Source organism: Veillonella sp. DNF00869, assembly GCF_001553345.1.
GTDB lineage: Bacteria > Bacillota > Negativicutes > Veillonellales > Veillonellaceae > F0422.
The window spans coordinates 78,954-95,720 of the sequence record NZ_KQ960765.1; the positions used below are offsets into that span (position 1 = coordinate 78,954).

General features: G+C 39.4%; 12 protein-coding genes. 11 read left to right on the forward strand and 1 reads right to left on the reverse strand.

Going from position 1 to position 16,767, the window contains the following annotated elements; all coding sequences use genetic code 11:
* Positions 1–117 precede the first annotated feature (117 nt).
* The 8 genes from HMPREF3032_RS02170 to HMPREF3032_RS07555 all read left to right on the forward strand — a co-directional run bounded on the left by HMPREF3032_RS02170 (position 118) and on the right by HMPREF3032_RS07555 (position 12,060).
* A complete protein-coding gene (locus tag HMPREF3032_RS02170) occupies positions 118–879 on the forward strand; it encodes an MlaE family ABC transporter permease (RefSeq protein ID WP_062401437.1) in 762 nt (253 codons plus the stop codon).
* Positions 880–887: 8 nt separating this feature from the next.
* A complete protein-coding gene (locus tag HMPREF3032_RS02175; protein ID WP_009353808.1) occupies positions 888–1,652 on the forward strand; it encodes an ABC transporter ATP-binding protein in 765 nt (254 codons plus the stop codon).
* Entirely contained in the window at positions 1,649–2,953 is a 1,305-nt protein-coding gene (locus tag HMPREF3032_RS02180) for an MlaD family protein (RefSeq protein ID WP_062401438.1), read from the forward strand. Before HMPREF3032_RS02175 ends, HMPREF3032_RS02180 begins: the two co-directional genes overlap by 4 nt.
* 9 nt (positions 2,954–2,962) lie before the next feature.
* Positions 2,963–4,378, forward strand: coding sequence for a TolC family protein (locus HMPREF3032_RS02185; protein WP_062401440.1), 1,416 nt, complete (start codon positions 2,963–2,965; stop codon positions 4,376–4,378).
* 25 nt (positions 4,379–4,403) lie between these two features.
* The gene (locus HMPREF3032_RS02190; protein WP_062401444.1) at positions 4,404–8,678 is read left to right on the forward strand and encodes a translocation/assembly module TamB domain-containing protein; all 4,275 of its coding nucleotides are present in this window, start codon (positions 4,404–4,406) and stop codon (positions 8,676–8,678) included.
* 13 nt (positions 8,679–8,691) lie between these two features.
* The gene (locus HMPREF3032_RS02195; protein ID WP_009353815.1) at positions 8,692–9,327 is read left to right on the forward strand and encodes a sigma-70 family RNA polymerase sigma factor; all 636 of its coding nucleotides are present in this window, start codon (positions 8,692–8,694) and stop codon (positions 9,325–9,327) included.
* A gap of 467 nt (positions 9,328–9,794) precedes the next feature.
* Positions 9,795–11,705 (forward strand): threonine--tRNA ligase, encoded by a 1,911-nt coding sequence (gene thrS, locus HMPREF3032_RS02200; protein ID WP_062401446.1) that lies wholly within the window; start codon positions 9,795–9,797, stop codon positions 11,703–11,705.
* 196 nt (positions 11,706–11,901) lie between these two features.
* On the forward strand, positions 11,902–12,060 hold the full coding sequence (locus HMPREF3032_RS07555; protein WP_009353813.1) for a hypothetical protein: 159 nt from the start codon (positions 11,902–11,904) through the stop codon (positions 12,058–12,060).
* A gap of 195 nt (positions 12,061–12,255) precedes the next feature.
* On the opposite strand, the gene HMPREF3032_RS02205 is transcribed toward HMPREF3032_RS07555, so the two are convergent.
* Positions 12,256–12,987 carry an SIMPL domain-containing protein gene (locus tag HMPREF3032_RS02205; RefSeq protein ID WP_062401447.1) on the reverse strand — a complete coding sequence of 244 codons (732 nt, stop codon included), beginning with the start codon at positions 12,985–12,987 and terminating at the stop codon, positions 12,256–12,258.
* Between the two features lie 140 nt (positions 12,988–13,127).
* On the opposite strand from HMPREF3032_RS02205, the gene HMPREF3032_RS02210 reads away from it, so the two are divergent.
* The 3 genes from HMPREF3032_RS02210 (at position 13,128) to HMPREF3032_RS02220 (ending at position 16,289) form a co-directional block, all read left to right on the forward strand.
* Complete coding sequence (locus HMPREF3032_RS02210) at positions 13,128–13,868, forward strand: NADPH-dependent oxidoreductase (protein ID WP_062401449.1); 741 nt, start codon at positions 13,128–13,130, stop codon at positions 13,866–13,868.
* Between the two features lie 390 nt (positions 13,869–14,258).
* Complete coding sequence (locus HMPREF3032_RS02215; RefSeq protein ID WP_062401451.1) at positions 14,259–15,191, forward strand: inverse autotransporter beta domain-containing protein; 933 nt, start codon at positions 14,259–14,261, stop codon at positions 15,189–15,191.
* Positions 15,192–15,203: 12 nt separating this feature from the next.
* The gene (locus HMPREF3032_RS02220; RefSeq protein ID WP_062401453.1) at positions 15,204–16,289 is read left to right on the forward strand and encodes a hypothetical protein; all 1,086 of its coding nucleotides are present in this window, start codon (positions 15,204–15,206) and stop codon (positions 16,287–16,289) included.
* The last annotated feature ends 478 nt before the right edge of the window (positions 16,290–16,767 follow it).

Below are 16,767 nucleotides of genomic sequence, written 5' to 3' on the forward strand. Positions count from 1 at the left end.
CAGGAAGTGATACCTCATCATTTCCTGCTCTTATTTTTGAAAACTCTTATGGTACTACTGCACATTCAAAGAGTTTTGTGATATACTGAAGATTGATATAAATACTCAGGAGGAATTATGATTTGGTTAACATGGATTGGTAAGCAAATAATCTTTTTCCTATCACAAATAGGAGAGGCCATGCTGTTACTATGGAGGACCATAGGACAATTACCAAAAATAAATTGGAAGCTGACAATCGAACAAATGGCGCACTTAGGAGTGTATTCCTTGCCGATTTTATCACTGACTATGTTTTTTGCAGGCGCTGTGATGACATTGCAAATGGCAGATGTATTGATACACTATGGTGCACAGGGAACTGTGGGTGGTATTATGGCCATTGCTATGGGGCGCGAATTAGGCCCAGTTTTAGTTGGCGTTGTATTAGCAGGTCGTGTGGGTGCAGCTATTACGGCAGAGTTAGGAACTATGAAAGTAACAGAGCAAATCGATGCCTTAAAGGTCATGGCGGTTAACCCCATTGGGTATCTTGTAGTACCTCGTGTTGTAGCATGTATGATTATGGTGCCAATCTTGACATTTTATGGTGTTCTTATCGGTACAGGTGGGGGATACTTGGTAGCTACCATAGTGAAAGGACTAGCCGGTTCTACCTATTTAGACTCCATTCAAATTTTTGCGATCCTATCTGATTTGACGTACGGACTCATTAAATCTTGTGTGTTCGGAGCGGTTATTGCCCTAGTTGGATCTTATAAAGGCATGTACACAGATATGGGGGCAACTGCTGTTGGCTATGCTACTACTAGCTCTGTAGTAACCAGTATCATTTTAGTCTTTATATTAAATTACTTTTTATCAGTCTTATTATTCTAGGAGGACCTATGATTGAATTACAAAACGTGGTCCTAGCCTATGAGAATAGAATTATTTTAGACCATGTAGATTTAACTATCCATGATGGAGAAACTCTAGCTATTTTAGGAGGCTCTGGAGCGGGCAAAAGTACTTTGCTTAAATTGATTATCGGTCTTTTACGGCCTACCAGTGGTACTATTTTAGTAGATGATGTAGATATTACGAAAATCGATGAGAATGAATTCGATCGGTTGCGACAAACTATGGGGATGGTCTTTCAATACTCTGCGTTATTTGATTCTATGAGTGTAGGAGAGAATGTAGCCTTTGGACTACGCCAACATACGACGATGAGCGAAGAGGAGATTCAACGTACTGTAGCTAGAAAGCTACGTATGGTAGGATTGCCAAAGACTGAACAGTACATGCCTAGTGAACTATCAGGGGGGATGAAAAAACGGATTAGCTTGGCTCGTGCTATTGCTTTAGATCCTAAAATCATTCTATATGATGAACCGACATCAGGATTGGATCCGATTACATCGGGCACCATTAGTCGTTTAATACGGAGTATGCAATCTCATTTGCAATGTAGTTCTATCGTGGTCACTCACGATATGAACTCAGCCTTTTTTGTGGCAGACCGCATTGCCTTACTAGATAAAGGAAAGTTTATTGAAGTATCACCAACAGAAGAGTTTAGACATTCTAAGAATCCGAAGGTACAACAATTTATAGAGGGTCGTAAATCTGTGAAAACAGAGATACAAGAAGAAGGAGATATACCATGAACTGGACAACAGAGGCGAAGGTAGGTCTATTTACCGTAGTGGGGGTAGTCCTATTTGCTGTGTGTATTGTATTTTTAGGACGATTTGATATATTTGCAGCTCCTACTATGCATATTGCTGGGAATTTTCAATCTGTAACGGGGTTGAAAGAAGGCAATACTGTGCGCTTTTCAGGGGTGAAAGTAGGGAAAGTCAAATCTATGCAAGTCACTGACAAAGGGATTACGGTGGCTATGGACATCGACAAGGATGTAAAAATTCCGACAGACTCTGCTTTTACCATGGAAAGTGATGGTATTTTAGGGGATAAATTCATCCAAATTACGCCAGGCCGTAGTACTTTGTATTTAGATGATGGTGCTTTCATTACAGGGGATGGAAAAAGTGAAATCGATAAAACCATGGCGCAAGCTACGAAATTGATGGAAGCGGCCACCACTACATTGCAATCCATGAATGGCATCATTGGTGATGAAAAAACACAAAGCGCTTTACGCAATGCCTTACAATCGACAGAGTTAATTGCTCAAAATACAGCAAATTTGACGGCTCAAATGAATGCTATGTTAGCGAATAATAGTGACAATATTTCAGCTTTAACAGCGAATATGGTAGGCATTACACGAAATATGGAATCCTTGACAAATCAAATGGATACGAATATGAAACAATTTAATGCAGATGGTCAAGCAGGAACAGAAATGCGTCAAATTGTGAATAATTTGAAAACTACTACAGATAGTATTTCAAAAATGGCAGGCGCTATGGAAGGAGTTGTAACAGACCCTAAGAGCGCTGCGGATATTAAGGAAACTTTGCATAATACAGCACAATTAACGACTAAGCTAAATCGTCTTACCGGTGGGGACGTGAAAGCAGGTTCGGATGGAAAAAAGTCGGATCTTAAGACGCAGATAGGAGCAGAGGTATTGTACAATCCAGAGGATAAAAAAGCTCGTACTGATGCAGATGTGCGCCTTATGACGAAGGATTCTATCTATACCTTAGGGATTTCCAATATAGGTAATGGTTCGAATGTGGACCTTACCTATGGAAAACGAGTGCTAGATCAAGTATACCTACGAGGTGGTTTATTTGATGGAAAACTAGGCGTAGGAGCCGATGTGGGATTTGGAAAACCAGTTTCACTATCTGGAGCTCTATTCGATATCCGCCATGGTTCCTATCGGATTCGTTCAGATGTTCAATTATGGAAAGATACTTATGTGGTAGGTCAATGGACTTGGTATGGACATGACCATAACCGTGTGAATTATTTTGGGCTAAGAAAGACATTTTAGGAGGACCCAATGAATACAAAAATAATGACAGTAGCAGCGATGTTAGCAGCCTATGCATGTACAGTAGGAGCAGCGGCACCGCAAACAGATACAGTAAAATTAGTACATTTTCAAGAAAAAGCAACTGCGCAAGCAGCAATGATGACAAAGGCATATAAAAACCAAGCACAGACAAACAGTCAATCTGTGTCTATTACATTGCCACAATCCATTGCATTAGCATTGCAAAATAATAGAACCTTACATCAATCTCAATGGGATTATGAAGCGGCAATAGCACAAGTAGGAGTTGCGACTAGCGGTAGGAATCCAGTAGTGACGTATAATTATAGCGCTAACCATACAGGAAATGAAGTGAACGGTGTTAGTAAAACTGGAAATGCCTTTTCGCATCAATTAGGTGTGGGAGTATCTGTATTTAATCGTGCTTTGGATGCACAAATTGAAGCAGCTAAATATAGTCGTGATGGCAGTGGCGCAGCATTAACGGAAGCCGCACAAACAGCTAAATTAACGGCAGCCACTAATTATTTGTCCCTTATCATGTCTCGTAATAAGGTAAATGTAGCAGAACAAACAGTCTGTGATTACGAAGAACATTTAAAAAATGCTAACTTACAATATCAAGTAGGTATTGTATCTAAATCTGATGTACTGGCTACGAATACACGATTAGCGAATGCAAAAACTGCTTTAGTAGAAGCGAAAAACGCTGCTAATTTAGCAGAGGCAAAGTTCAATAATCATGTAGGATTGCCTGTATCTACACCAATCGTAACAGCAGACAAAGAATTAAGCTATGCACCATATGGTATTTCATTGGAATCTGCAAAATCTTATGGAGTAGCACATCGTGGTGCCATTGTACAAGCGGCAATGGCAGTGAAAGCAGCCGAAGAAAATGTAGACCTTGCAGATGCTTCTGATATTCCAGTGGTGAAAGCCAATGCTAGCCGACGCATGAATGGTGCACATTGGGCTGGTAACGATAGCAAAGACTGGTCCGTAGGCGCTACCTTATCTTGGAATGTATGGGATGGGGGCCAATCAAAAGCTAATGTAAGTGCTGCTAAAGCAAAGTTAGAAAAAGCGAAAGAAGCCTATGCACAAACGATTGATACGGTAGAGTTACAAGTGCAAGAGGCGTACTTAAATTTAAAAGCAGCAGAACAAAAAATTAAAAGTACTCATGCTGCAGTAGAAGCAGGACAGGAAGATTTCCGTATTAAGACACTACGATATCGTTCTGGAGTGGGTACAAATGTGGATGTATTAGACGCAGAAACTTCGTTAGCAACGGCACGTAATAATTATGTAGATGCACTATATAACTACAATTTAAGTATTGCTACTTTAGAAAAAGCGATGGGTATTCCGGTTGACTCTGCTGTGGGTACTGGGGTAAATATCGTGAATCAGGGATAGTCATCTTAGTAATATGAGGTAAATTATGAAGGGGAAACATTGGCTACTAGGTATTGTACTTAGTGGATGTGTAGCAGGCGTTGGATTCGGCTTACAACCATTAAGTGAAACTTATGTAGGACCTTATGTGCAAGAACAATTACATACAGCACTGAATGGAACTGTTTCCTATTCATCATTTCACATTGGTTGGGATGGTTCTGTTCAAATGAAAGATCTCAGTGTAGAAGATGCTAAGGGGCAATCTGTACTTATTGCGGACGCTTTGACAGTGTCTATACAATGGTTAAAGGTATTGCAATATCCTTTTGGACAGATATCACCAGATGCTTTGGTGGGAACGATTACTGTCTCCTCACCTCATGTGAATGTAGTACAAGATGAAACTGGACAATGGAATATACTGCAGTTGGTAAAAGAACGGGACTCAGAAGAACCTAGTCAATTTAGTGGATTGCTACGTGTAGAAAATGGAACGATTTCACTATTCTTGCCACAGGCAACGCCTTTATTGCTATCAGATGTGAATGGTACTGTCTTGGGTGATGGTGGTCATATGCTAGATGGAGTCGTTGATGCTCATATTGGAAAGGATCAAATTCACTCCAAGATACAATGGGCACTGGATGGTAGCGGTGATCGAGCATTTTATGTGGAAACACCACATTTAGATATAGCTCCTATAGTGACTCGAATTTCATTACCAACCGCAGTAAGCTCTATGACGGGTGATCTGACAGATGTTGCGTTGACAGTAACACAACGTGGTGGATTTTGGTATGGCGAAGGAGGACTTTCTCTGCACAATGTGGGGACTACCATTCAAGATCATCGATTAACATCTGGGAAGGGAAAGCTTCAAATCCATGGAGATGTTCTATTCTTAGACGGAATAGAAACAAATGTGAATGACGAGTATCTTCGTGTGAATGGCACCATACATCATATTTTTGATGAAGACCCTACCTTGCAATTGTCGGTAGGATTGAAAGAATGGAATCTTGCTTCTCAACTGCCAATGACAGGATATATCACAGCAGATGCACTGGTAACAGGTCACGTGTCTAATGTAAAAGCCAGTGCAGATGTAGAGGTGCGAGATATCACCTATGAAGGGATGACAGTAAACCGTGGAAAAGGGCACCTTTCTTATGGTGATCAAGTCATCCATGTGAGGGATGCGGAACTGAATATGCAAGGTGGAACCGTGAAAGGTACTGGCTCGTATCATATAGATACAAAAGATTTCTTGGCACAGCTAAACTTACAAAATGTGTCTTTATATGGGCTACCTCTTGGAGGACAATCCTCTGTGCAGGGATCTGTCAGCGGTGATTTGACTGTGGAAGGACAGGGAGGTGTTATTTCAAATGTAGTGGGCTCTGTAAGGGGACGTCAAATTGGGTATCAATCTATCTTAGTGGATACTTTGGATGCTAGTGTATCTTGGGATGGTACACAGCTAGTAGTACCTTATATGAATGGTAACTGGAGTAGGGGGACATTCACCGGTAGTGGTCGCTTAGGAAATGGAACGTTTGGACTTAGCCTATACGGTACTCATATCGGACTAGAACAATTTAATGGATGGTCACCTAAACCTTTGGGAGGCACTGTATCTATGGAAGCAAACTTGCAAGGATCTCTAGAGAACCCTACAGGGACTGTTACCATTGCGGGAGATGCACTTTCTTATGGGGTAACACAGTTTGACCGTATGTTTGTGAAAGCAAATATAGAGGATAAAAAACTGCATATCCTTGACGGTGATTTAGAATATAAAAAAAGTATCTATGATGTGCGAGGAACTATCAATTTAGATGGAGATCAAGATGTGGATATCAAAGGCTCTGCGAAGGATGTACGTATTGAAGACATATTGCCAAACTTTACAGATATTCCTATGACAGGATGGATTCACACAGATGTACATATAGAAGGTACCTTACAGCGTCCTAAAGTAAATGGATATGTGAAAGCCTGGGATGGTTCTATATATGGAAAACTGTTTGAATCTATTGAAGGATCTTATGCATATAAGGATGGGCACTTACATTTACCAAGGTTGGACATTACTACCTATGGTTCCTCTATTGTGGTAGATGGGGATATACAAAACAAACAGTTAGATATTAATTTTGTAGGTGATGCGGTGCCGATTGAACCCTTTATTCGGGATGCGGGTCTCAACATGGTTGGCTATGTAGGCGCAGAAGGACATCTAGGTGGAACTGTGGATGCACCTATCTTTGAGGGCGTGGTACAGTCAGATGTTATGCAGGTGAAGGATACTACATTGCATGATATATCGGGTGCTGTGTACATTACGCCGAAAGTGGTACATCTACAAGGACTGACTTTCACGGGCAGCGGCACTAGTCAATATGAAGTAAAAGGTGGAGTTCAACTGGATGAATCGAAACGCTTATTTGGTTATGTTCGTGTACGAGATGGAGAATTGCAACAGTTATTAGCATTAAGTAATGCAAATGTACCAGATGTAAATGGCAAGTTGCAGGCGACCATTGATTTAGGTGGTACTAGTGACAGCCCAAGGTTAGATGTAAAAGGATCTCTCGAAAATACAACTATTCGTGATGAAGTAGTGGGAACTGCTACACTGGATGTGGGCTATGGTGGACGTACCATTGATATCCGTACGTTTAATTTACCTATTAAAGAAGGGCTTATTGCTGGTAAAGGTAAAGCTGATTTAGATGGGGTTACAGATATTCAGTTAGTAGCATCAAAAGTGCCTGTTGGAACTATCTTGCCTATAGTAACATCAGATGTCAATGGACAAGGAAACTGGAACTTTATTATTAATGTACAGGGTCCTACGAAATCTCCAAAGGTAGAGTTTTCTAGTGAAATAGAACAAGCCGTCATCAATGGTATAAGCTTGGATCAGTTAAGCATCTTAGGTAATATGGAAGACCAAGTGGTATCGATCCAACAAGGGATGATCAAGAAAGCGGATTCTTCTATTAAAGTGCGTGGTAAATTACCTTTAAGTGCATTGGTAACCAATGAATATGTGTCTGATGATGCGAGTAAGCAATTTGATGTTTATGTGGATATGAATGAAGCGAACTTGTCAGTACTTCCGTTGATGTTTAAAGAGGTACAGTCTGGAGAAGGGGCTATTCGTGGTATTGTTCATGTAACAGGAAACTCTGCGAATGTATTAGCTGATGGTACGATAGAATTAGCGAATGGATCTATGCAGCTCAAATCCTTAAAGAAACCATTGACGCAGTTAAAGGGACAGCTATTATTCCGTGGTAATCATGTTGATATTACAGGAAGTACTACCATGGGGAAAGGTAATGCTGGCGTATCTGGAAATATAGGATGGACAGGTTCTCGAATTACTTCTTATGATGGTGCATTACAAATGAAAGGTATAGAAATTGGTCATGAATTTTATACCGGCCCATTGGAAGGCGAATTGTATATAATCAATAGAAATGATTTGCCAACCTTAGTAGGTGTCATCAACCTCCATGATGTGGTGGGATCTATACCTTTATCCTTTAGTAGTTCAGAGACATCGATTCCATTGGGACTAGATGTGACTATCCATGCTAAAAACAATGTGAGATTATATAATCCATTGCTTTATGATATGTACTTACAAGGGCAGGTAAAATTTGAAGGTACCTTAGGAGAACCAAAGGCAAGCGGCAAGTTATCTGTGAATAAAGGGCATGTAAAATATTTGAAAAATCGCTTTAAAATTACTGAAGGGCAAGCTAAGTTTGTCACAGGTAGTGTGATTCCTGAACTGAATGTACGAAGTATGGCGAATGTAAAGAACTATCGTGTATCCTTGCAAGCAGAAGGACCTGCTACACAGATGAGATTAAAACTGACTTCGGAACCTAATTTATCGGAACGTCAAATTATTTCTTTGTTGACTTTTGGACGTAATGTAGGTAATGCCAGTGGTGTTACATCGGATGATGCGAATGCATTGCTTACCTCTAGTTTACAGTCCTTGGCTTTTGGGTATATTGAAGATGTGTTGCAAGATACATTGGGCTTAGATTTGGTGAATATTACTACAGGCTCTTTGGATGGAAAAGACTCTCGTGATTTCCAAGAGAAAAATAACTTTAATGTGACCATAGGTAAATATGTAGTTCCAGATTTGATGGTTACCTTAACTAGAGGGCTAAAAAACGATCATGTATCATATGGTTTTCAGTATGATATCAATCGTAATGTTAGTGCTACAGGGTGGTTTAATAATGAAAATAAACGCTATTTAGGGGCGCAGTGGCGCTATCGATTCTAAAGGAGGTGAAGGTATGCTTAATGATTATATTGCCAGTGTGGATAAAATTGAATTATTGTCATGGGAAGAAGAACAACAGCTTTGGAAATCCTATGAAGAACATGAAGATATGCAGGCTCGCATGACGATCATAGAGCATTACCAACCATTAGTATTGAAAGAAGCCAATGTATATCAATCCTCTAAGATAGATATGATGGATTGCATTCAAGAGGGAACGATTGGCCTAATTGAGGCAGTAGAGCGCTATGACTCCCAAAAAGGAGTAGCTTTTTCCCTCTATGCAGTGCATCGTATTCGTGGACGCATATTAGACTATCTTCGCAAAGAAGGTAAGGAAGGCATTGTGTTACAAACTGAATCAGAAGATGGAGAAACTTGGTGGGAACAACTGCCTGCAGAGGGACCTTCTACAGAAATTGTTTGCGAGGAACGCATGTATGGGGATATGGTAACCTCTGCCATGAAACAGTTGCCTTTAGCGGAGCAACATGTAGTGGAAGAAGTGTATTACAAAGATCACAGTGTAGCATCTATTGCAGACACAATGGAGTGCAGTCATAGTTATATTCATCGTTTGCGAAGAAAAGGCTTAGCCCGGCTCAAAGGTTTGTTAGAAACGGCTAAAGAGACATGGGATAAAAGTTGATGCTAATGTTCAAGTCTTAAGATCATATACATAGTACTACTCAATGACCAGTTCTCGGACAGGGTGCAGAGAGTAGTACTTTTTTTATAGGGAATTAATTACATCGAAAAAAATCGCTTGACAGATATATAGTTTGGAGTTACTATATTTGTATTATACATATAGAACAGTGATGCGAAGGACATGACCCTAACCATCTATACTTTCAGAGAAAGATACCTTGGCTGTGAGTATCTAGTGTAGACTTAGACGTTACCACCTTCAAACTGGTTTGGTGAAGGCTTAGCTTGTAATCAAATCCGTGTGGACCCGTTATCGTCCGTAAGAGTGAGTCCTATCAATAGGGGCTAACTAGGGTGGAACCGCGAAGATCTTCGTCCCTTGTGTGGGAGAAGGTCTTTTTTTGTTGGTAAAAAAGTATTGCCATCCCCAATGGCATAGTAGTATTAGACCTAGGGAGGTAACCTATGAGTGAAGTAAATATCATTTTACCTGATGGAAGTTCTAAAGCTTTTGCAGCTGGAACTACATTGGGTGAAGCAGTAAAACAAATTTCAAACAGCTTAGCAAAAAAAGTATTAGCCGCTGATGTAAATGGAGAATTAACAGACCTTCGTGAAGTATTGGTGGAAGGTTCTAAGGTAAGTTTTTTAACATTTGCAGAAGATGGTGGTAAACATGCATTCCGTCATACAGCATCTCATGTGATGGCGCAAGCAGTAAAACGTTTGTGGCCTGATGCGCAATTGGCCATTGGACCAGCCATCGAGAACGGTTTCTACTATGACATCGATATGGAACATAAATTAGTGCCAGAAGATTTACCGAAAATCGAAGCGGAAATGAGCCGTATTGTAAAAGAAAACTTGCCTATCGAAAAAGTATTGATGGAACGTCAAGAAGCACTAGATTTCTTCGCAGCTAAACATGAAAATTATAAAGTAGAGTTAATCAATGATTTGCCTGCTGATGCAGTGATTTCTGCGTACAAACAAGGTGAGTTCACTGACCTTTGCGCAGGTCCACACTTAGCAAGCACTGGTAAAGTAAAAGCTTTCAAATTACAAAGTATTGCAGGTGCATACTGGCGTGGCGATGAAAAAAATAAAATGTTGCAACGTATTTATGGTACTGCTTTTGAAAAGAAAGAAGAACTAGAGGAATACTTACACTTATTAGAAGAAGCAGCTCGTCGTGATCATCGTAAATTAGGCAAAGAGCTTGGCTTATTCGTTATCAAAGAAGAAGGACCAGGATTCCCATTCTTCTTGCCAAAAGGTATGGTAGTACGAAATGCCTTAGAAGATTTCTGGCGTGAAGTACATCATGACTATGATTATGAAGAGGTTCGTACTCCAATCATCTTAAGCCAACATTTGTGGGAAACATCTGGTCACTGGTTCCATTACCGTGAAAATATGTACACAACACAAATCGACGGAGCAGAATATGCCATAAAACCAATGAACTGCCCAGGCGGTATCTTGGTGTATGCAAACGATATGCATTCCTATCGTGATTTGCCGATTCGTATGGCAGAACTTGGTTTAGTACATCGTCACGAATTGAGCGGTGCTTTACATGGTTTATTCCGTGTACGTAGCTTTACACAAGATGATGCCCATGTATTCATGACTCCATCTCAAATTAAAGAAGAGTTAATGAGCGTTATCGACTTATTCGGTCGTATCTACTCTCAATTTGGCTTGTCCTATCATGTAGAGTTAAGTACAAAACCAGAAGGCGCTATTGGCGACGATGCAATCTGGGAATTAGCAACAGAAGCATTGCGTGAAGCGATTGAAGCAAAAGGTATTCCATATCGTATCAACGAAGGTGATGGTGCGTTCTATGGCCCTAAACTAGATTTCCATATTCGCGATTCTATCGGCCGTACATGGCAATGTGGTACTATCCAATTGGATATGAACTTGCCAGAACGTTTTAACTTGGAATATATCGCAGAAGATGGTCAAAAACATCGTCCAATCATGATTCACCGTGCATGCTTTGGTTCTATGGAACGTTTCATTGGTATCTTGATTGAACACTTTGCAGGGGCGTTCCCAACTTGGATGGCACCAGTACAAGTGAAAATCCTTCCAATCAGTGAAAAACATGTCGAATATGCTGAAAAATTACGTAAAGCATTTAAAGATGCCTATGTGCGTGTGGAACTAGATGATCGTAGCGAAAAAATTGGTTACAAAATCCGTCAAGCACAAATGGAAAAAGTATCCTACATGCTTGTGGTAGGTGACAAAGAAGTGGAAGAAGGAAAAGTAGCTGTTCGTAAACGTGGCGTAGGCGAACAAGGTGCGATTCCTTGGGAAGAATTCTTGGCAAATATCCAACAAGAAATTAAAGATCGTGCATAATCACTGAAATAAACAGGATAGTATAGAGGCACCTTGCGTGAATCTGATACATGGATCCTAGTGGATTTTTGATGATACAAGTATTGTGTATACATATGAAAAGCATCTTCACAAGAAGGTGCTTTTCATCATATAATGGAAATAGAAAGAAATTTGTCTTTCCTTTTCTAGTATTCCGAGTAGAGGTGATGGAATCATGATTACATTTGACGATGCAGAAAAGCAAAAATTAAGTCCTGAGGATTTAAAAAAATTAAAGAAGCATAATGATATCAATGAATGGCCGTGTCCATTATCAGATGATATGAAAAAGCAAATGCATGATAGCTTTAAAGTTGTGCCTAAGAAAAAATAAGAAAAAGCCGTAGCGACCGATGATTAGGTTCGCTACGGCTTTTTTTAGAAAAATGAAGAAACGCCATACATAGGATGACGTTTCTTGTGGGGGCTATATTTATATAGTAAGTAATATGTATAACATGCATCATTAGATGTGTATGTGAATGCATATATTTTGGCAATCAGATAGTTGTATTAAGAGATATAGATTCTATTGCAGATAGAATACTACATTTGCTGTTTTGTTGGCGGACATATCTCCCTTCTCTATAGGTGTAGAGCTAGATAAATCCATAGATTTTACTGCAAGCATAGCATATCTAGGGTTTACCTCCATAGTCTGTGTGCGTGTAGTTCCTAAGCTTGCGGATTTAACAGGACCTAGTTCGCGACCAAGAGATTTTGCAATCACTTCCGCTTGGTGGCGTGCATCACTAATGGCAGATGTAGATAATTGATCTTCTATCTCTTGGGATACATCGGTTTGGAAGGTAAGAGAATTAATATCAGAAGCGCCACTAGCAATAGCTGCGTCGATGGCTTTTCCAATAGAGGATGTGTCATACACCCTTACAACAACAGTGTTGTTTACATTATAGCCATTTAATTTTGAGTTCCCATCAATGTAATCGTAATTAGGGTTGATAGTAATGTTAGATGTTTGGATATTATTTCTAGATACGCCTAAATGTTGTAGGGATGAGATAAGTTTAGACATAATCGCATCATTTTGAGATTTTGCAGATTGAACAGACGTATTTTTGCTAGATACCCCAAGGTTAAGTAATGCATAGGATGGTGCCACTTGGCGAACAGCTTGGCCTGTGACGGATATTTCTCCAGGGGACATATTTGCAGTCATATCTGCAGCCATAGTGCCCACTGTGGCAGATGTCATCAGTGCGCCGATAGTGAAAGCTTTCAAAAGCAATGAATGTTTCATAAAATCGTCCTTTCTATATGATGTACTTGTTGACAAACAAAAAATAAGTACCCTACAATGGTATATATACAGTACATCTAGTATTTGTTATTATACTACATAAACTATGTGAAAGTATGATGAAGGTTAGGAGTAAAACTATGAACCCTATTGATATTATGTTAGATCATAAAAGTATTCGACAATATAAACCGATGCGAGTGTCTCCGCAACATTTGAGTATTTTGTTAGATGTAGCGAAACGGACTGCTACAAGCATGGGAATGCAAACTTTCAGTATCATCCGAATTGTAAAGCCTGAAATTAAAGAAGCTATTGCAGCGGTATGCAAACAAGAGTATGTGAAAGATATGCCTGAGCTATTTGTATTTGTAGTAGATGCATATCGAAATGCACAAATTATGAAAGAAAAAGGACTGGATCTTGATACAGCAAATGATGCAGATCGATTCTTCCAAGGGTGGACAGATGCCTGTTTAGCGGCACAAAATATGGTGACTGCAGCAGAGCTAGCAGGATATGGTACAGTATATTTGGGAAGTATCTTAAACGATGCAGAAAAAATGATTGAAATTTTGAACCTACCTGAATTAACATTCCCTGTAGTAGGACTTGGACTGGGTATGGCAGACCAAAAACCAGCATTGAAACCACGCATGCCAAGAGAAGCAAATGTATTTGATGATGAATATAGTACGTTTGATAATTATCATGAGCTATTAGAAGATTATGATGAAGAAATGAATCAATACTATGATCTTCGTAGTCCTAATTATCCCTTGCCTAAATTTACAGACCAAGTAGTGGGGCGATTACAAATGAAGGATGAGAAGCGCAGTGCCTTGGTGGAAATTGCAAAAGCTCAAGGGTTTCATTTATAATGCTATGTAGTCTTTGACGGTCTCATCTGTATATAGCAAAAGGAAACGAGCAACACATTCCTTCACAAACGGCACTACGTAATGTTTGTTCAGGAACATGTTGCTCGTTTCTATATTTTGTTTATAAGACTGATATAAGACCGTCATAAGACTACTACGCATGACTGCATTCTAGGGTGGGGGGCACACCGTGCTCTTCTTGTATTTGTGTGATTTAGTCAATATAATCGCCACAAGGCGTTCTACGCATGACTGTATTCTAGGGTAGATAAAAATGTGGTTGAATTACACTTCTAAATGTTGACGGGGTATGTTGACATATATTATGATGAAATTATTAAATATGAAAGTAGAAAATACTTTCTGTTGAGAGTTTTTAAGGAGGATGTCATGAGAAGAAAGTTATTAGGTCTTACAGTTATGGCCTGTCTTGTGGGAACATCAGTGTTTGCAGCTAATGATGATGTAAACAGCCGTTATGCAGCTAGTTATGCGGTGACTAATGCTATTTCAAATGTAATGCAAGGGGATAGTTCAGCAGATTGGATGCAACGTACGAATGTGAGTGTGAGCTTTCAAAAAAATTGGAAACCTCAATATGAGCTAGAGACTGTGCAACCTTTGACACATGTGGATAAGGATACTAAATCTGTTGTATTTACACAAGGTCGTGTGGCAAATGGTACAGATTTAGGAACGACAGTGAATGTAGGTGTTGGCTATCGTCAAATGAATGACAGTAAAACATCTATGGTTGGTGTGAATGCGTTCTATGACCATGGCTTTAGAAATCATCATAGCCGTGTGAGCGGTGGTGTGGAATATTTCCATGGCCAAAATGAATTCCGTGCGAATGTGTATCGTGGGTTATCTGATGAACGTGAGATTGATGCAACACATCATGTATTTGAAAAAGTAGTGAATGGCTACGATGTAGGATATGCTTATACATTCAAAGGTGCTGAATGGGCAAAAACATATGCTAGTGTATATCGTTGGGATATGAAACATCATGATGATGCTAAAGGCTTCTACGTAGGTGCAGAATTACAAGTGACTCCAAATATTTCTGTAGATTTAGGGTATAATAAAGTACAGCAACAAAAAGGCAGCACTTTCGGAAAAATCATGTATCGTTTAGGTAAATCTCCAGTGGCTTTATGGGGTGGAAACCGAACTGAAAGTGTAGAACGTACAGTAGAATCAAAATTACTGTCAAAAGTACGTCGCCAAAATAATATTGTTGTAGAACGGTACACAAAAGCAACAACAGAAGCAGCGGTGAACGATACAACAATTCAATATACGATTCGCGTAATTTAGGGGGATAGAGTGATGAAAGTAAACATCTTACGAAAACAAGTAGCAATGGCATTGCTTGGCTTGGGTTGTGTGAGTGTATTAGGTGTAGGTAGTGTTTTAGCTGATGATGCAGCAGCGGCTACAGCACCAAGTACGGCTGTCGTAGCACCAGGTGCTTCAGTGCCACCGCCACCTCCAGTATCAACAGATGGATCTGGATTAGTTGGTGAAAAAGTGAAAATTGTGAACGCTGTTACGGGTGTGAAGGGGACAATTACGAGTATTGGTTTCCATAATACAGCAGACAACAAATGGTATGACTTAGCTATCAATAAGGATGTTAGCAGTGGAGATATTCCTGGGATGGCTACCATTGAAGAAATAGGCTTAATTGCGGGTGTATACGATAAAATTCGTGTAGGTCATGGGTTGATTCAGGCTAAGGGTACAATTACACTTACTGATGATAGAGGCCATACATATGTATATGGTAGCCAGGCAAAAACAGGTAATGCTCCATTGAAGTTTAAAAAAGGAGCTACGGAAGAGTATTTTGATGTAAATCAAGCAAAGTGGGGTGAGACGGATCCTGAATATACAGCTAACATAAATGGTGAAGACAAAGTCGGTAGTTTCAAAGATGGTGAAACATATTATGATGTGAGCCAAACAACTCTAGAAATTGTACAAGGAGCAGACGGAAAGTTAACTGTAAAAAACAATAAACCCATTGTATTTGGTATCGGTGCTAGTTCATACCTTTGGGCTGGCGCAGGATGGAAAGATATGAAATTTCCTAGTATAGATGATAGTTTTGTAACTGGGGTTGTTACAGAAAAAGATCCGAGTCTCACAGAGTATGCAGAATATAAATATATGATTAATAAAGTTGAGAAACAATATGGCGAAGGTGCCGATAAATTTGGCGATGATAAATACTATATTAGTGAAAATGGAACAACTATTGAAACGGGATTTAACGACCCAATAGAGGTATATGGCCCAGATAATGAGCTGTTACAAGCGGTACTAAAAAAAGAAGGATCTACACAAAAAGGAGTAGAATCAAATCAAGCTAAATCTGATGCTGAGTATACATATCGTCAACGTGTATTCTAAAATACAATAGAGACAGTACCAGCCTTGAGGTATTGTAACTAAATAGTGCAAAGGGAAACGAATAACACAATCCTACAAAACGGCACTAGGCAACGAATTGCCAGTTGTGATGTTATTTTGCTTTGTGATAGTTATTAACTGAATATGACAAATGGAAGAACACGGCATACTCCTTACAAACGTTATTTTATAAGATATGTTCGGAGCATATCGTGTTCTTCGTATATTTGTGTAATTTAGATAGCAAGAAACACCACAAGGCTATTAGGCATAACTATGTTCTATATTATTCTATAGAAAATACATGTAAAAATTTCCATAAAAGTATTGCAAATTATTGGGAAATGTCATATAATACATTCAGTGCCATAGGCACTTTTAATTTTCTTACAACTTAGTAACTAAGAAAGTTAAAAAGATTAAAAATAACTGTTGACACAAATTCGTGAATCTGTTATTATAATCTAGTCGCCACAAC

Coding starts and splice junctions, on each gene's coding strand:
- HMPREF3032_RS02170 (WP_062401437.1), top strand. CDS start 118: ATGATTTGGTTAACATGGATTGGTAAGCAAATAATCTTTTTCCTATCA.
- HMPREF3032_RS02175 (WP_009353808.1), top strand. CDS start 888: ATGATTGAATTACAAAACGTGGTCCTAGCCTATGAGAATAGAATTATT.
- HMPREF3032_RS02180 (WP_062401438.1), top strand. CDS start 1,649: ATGAACTGGACAACAGAGGCGAAGGTAGGTCTATTTACCGTAGTGGGG.
- HMPREF3032_RS02185 (WP_062401440.1), top strand. CDS start 2,963: ATGAATACAAAAATAATGACAGTAGCAGCGATGTTAGCAGCCTATGCA.
- HMPREF3032_RS02190 (WP_062401444.1), top strand. CDS start 4,404: ATGAAGGGGAAACATTGGCTACTAGGTATTGTACTTAGTGGATGTGTA.
- HMPREF3032_RS02195 (WP_009353815.1), top strand. CDS start 8,692: ATGCTTAATGATTATATTGCCAGTGTGGATAAAATTGAATTATTGTCA.
- thrS (WP_062401446.1), top strand. CDS start 9,795: ATGAGTGAAGTAAATATCATTTTACCTGATGGAAGTTCTAAAGCTTTT.
- HMPREF3032_RS07555 (WP_009353813.1), top strand. CDS start 11,902: ATGATTACATTTGACGATGCAGAAAAGCAAAAATTAAGTCCTGAGGAT.
- HMPREF3032_RS02205 (WP_062401447.1), bottom strand. CDS start 12,987: ATGAAACATTCATTGCTTTTGAAAGCTTTCACTATCGGCGCACTGATG.
- HMPREF3032_RS02210 (WP_062401449.1), top strand. CDS start 13,128: ATGAACCCTATTGATATTATGTTAGATCATAAAAGTATTCGACAATAT.
- HMPREF3032_RS02215 (WP_062401451.1), top strand. CDS start 14,259: ATGAGAAGAAAGTTATTAGGTCTTACAGTTATGGCCTGTCTTGTGGGA.
- HMPREF3032_RS02220 (WP_062401453.1), top strand. CDS start 15,204: ATGAAAGTAAACATCTTACGAAAACAAGTAGCAATGGCATTGCTTGGC.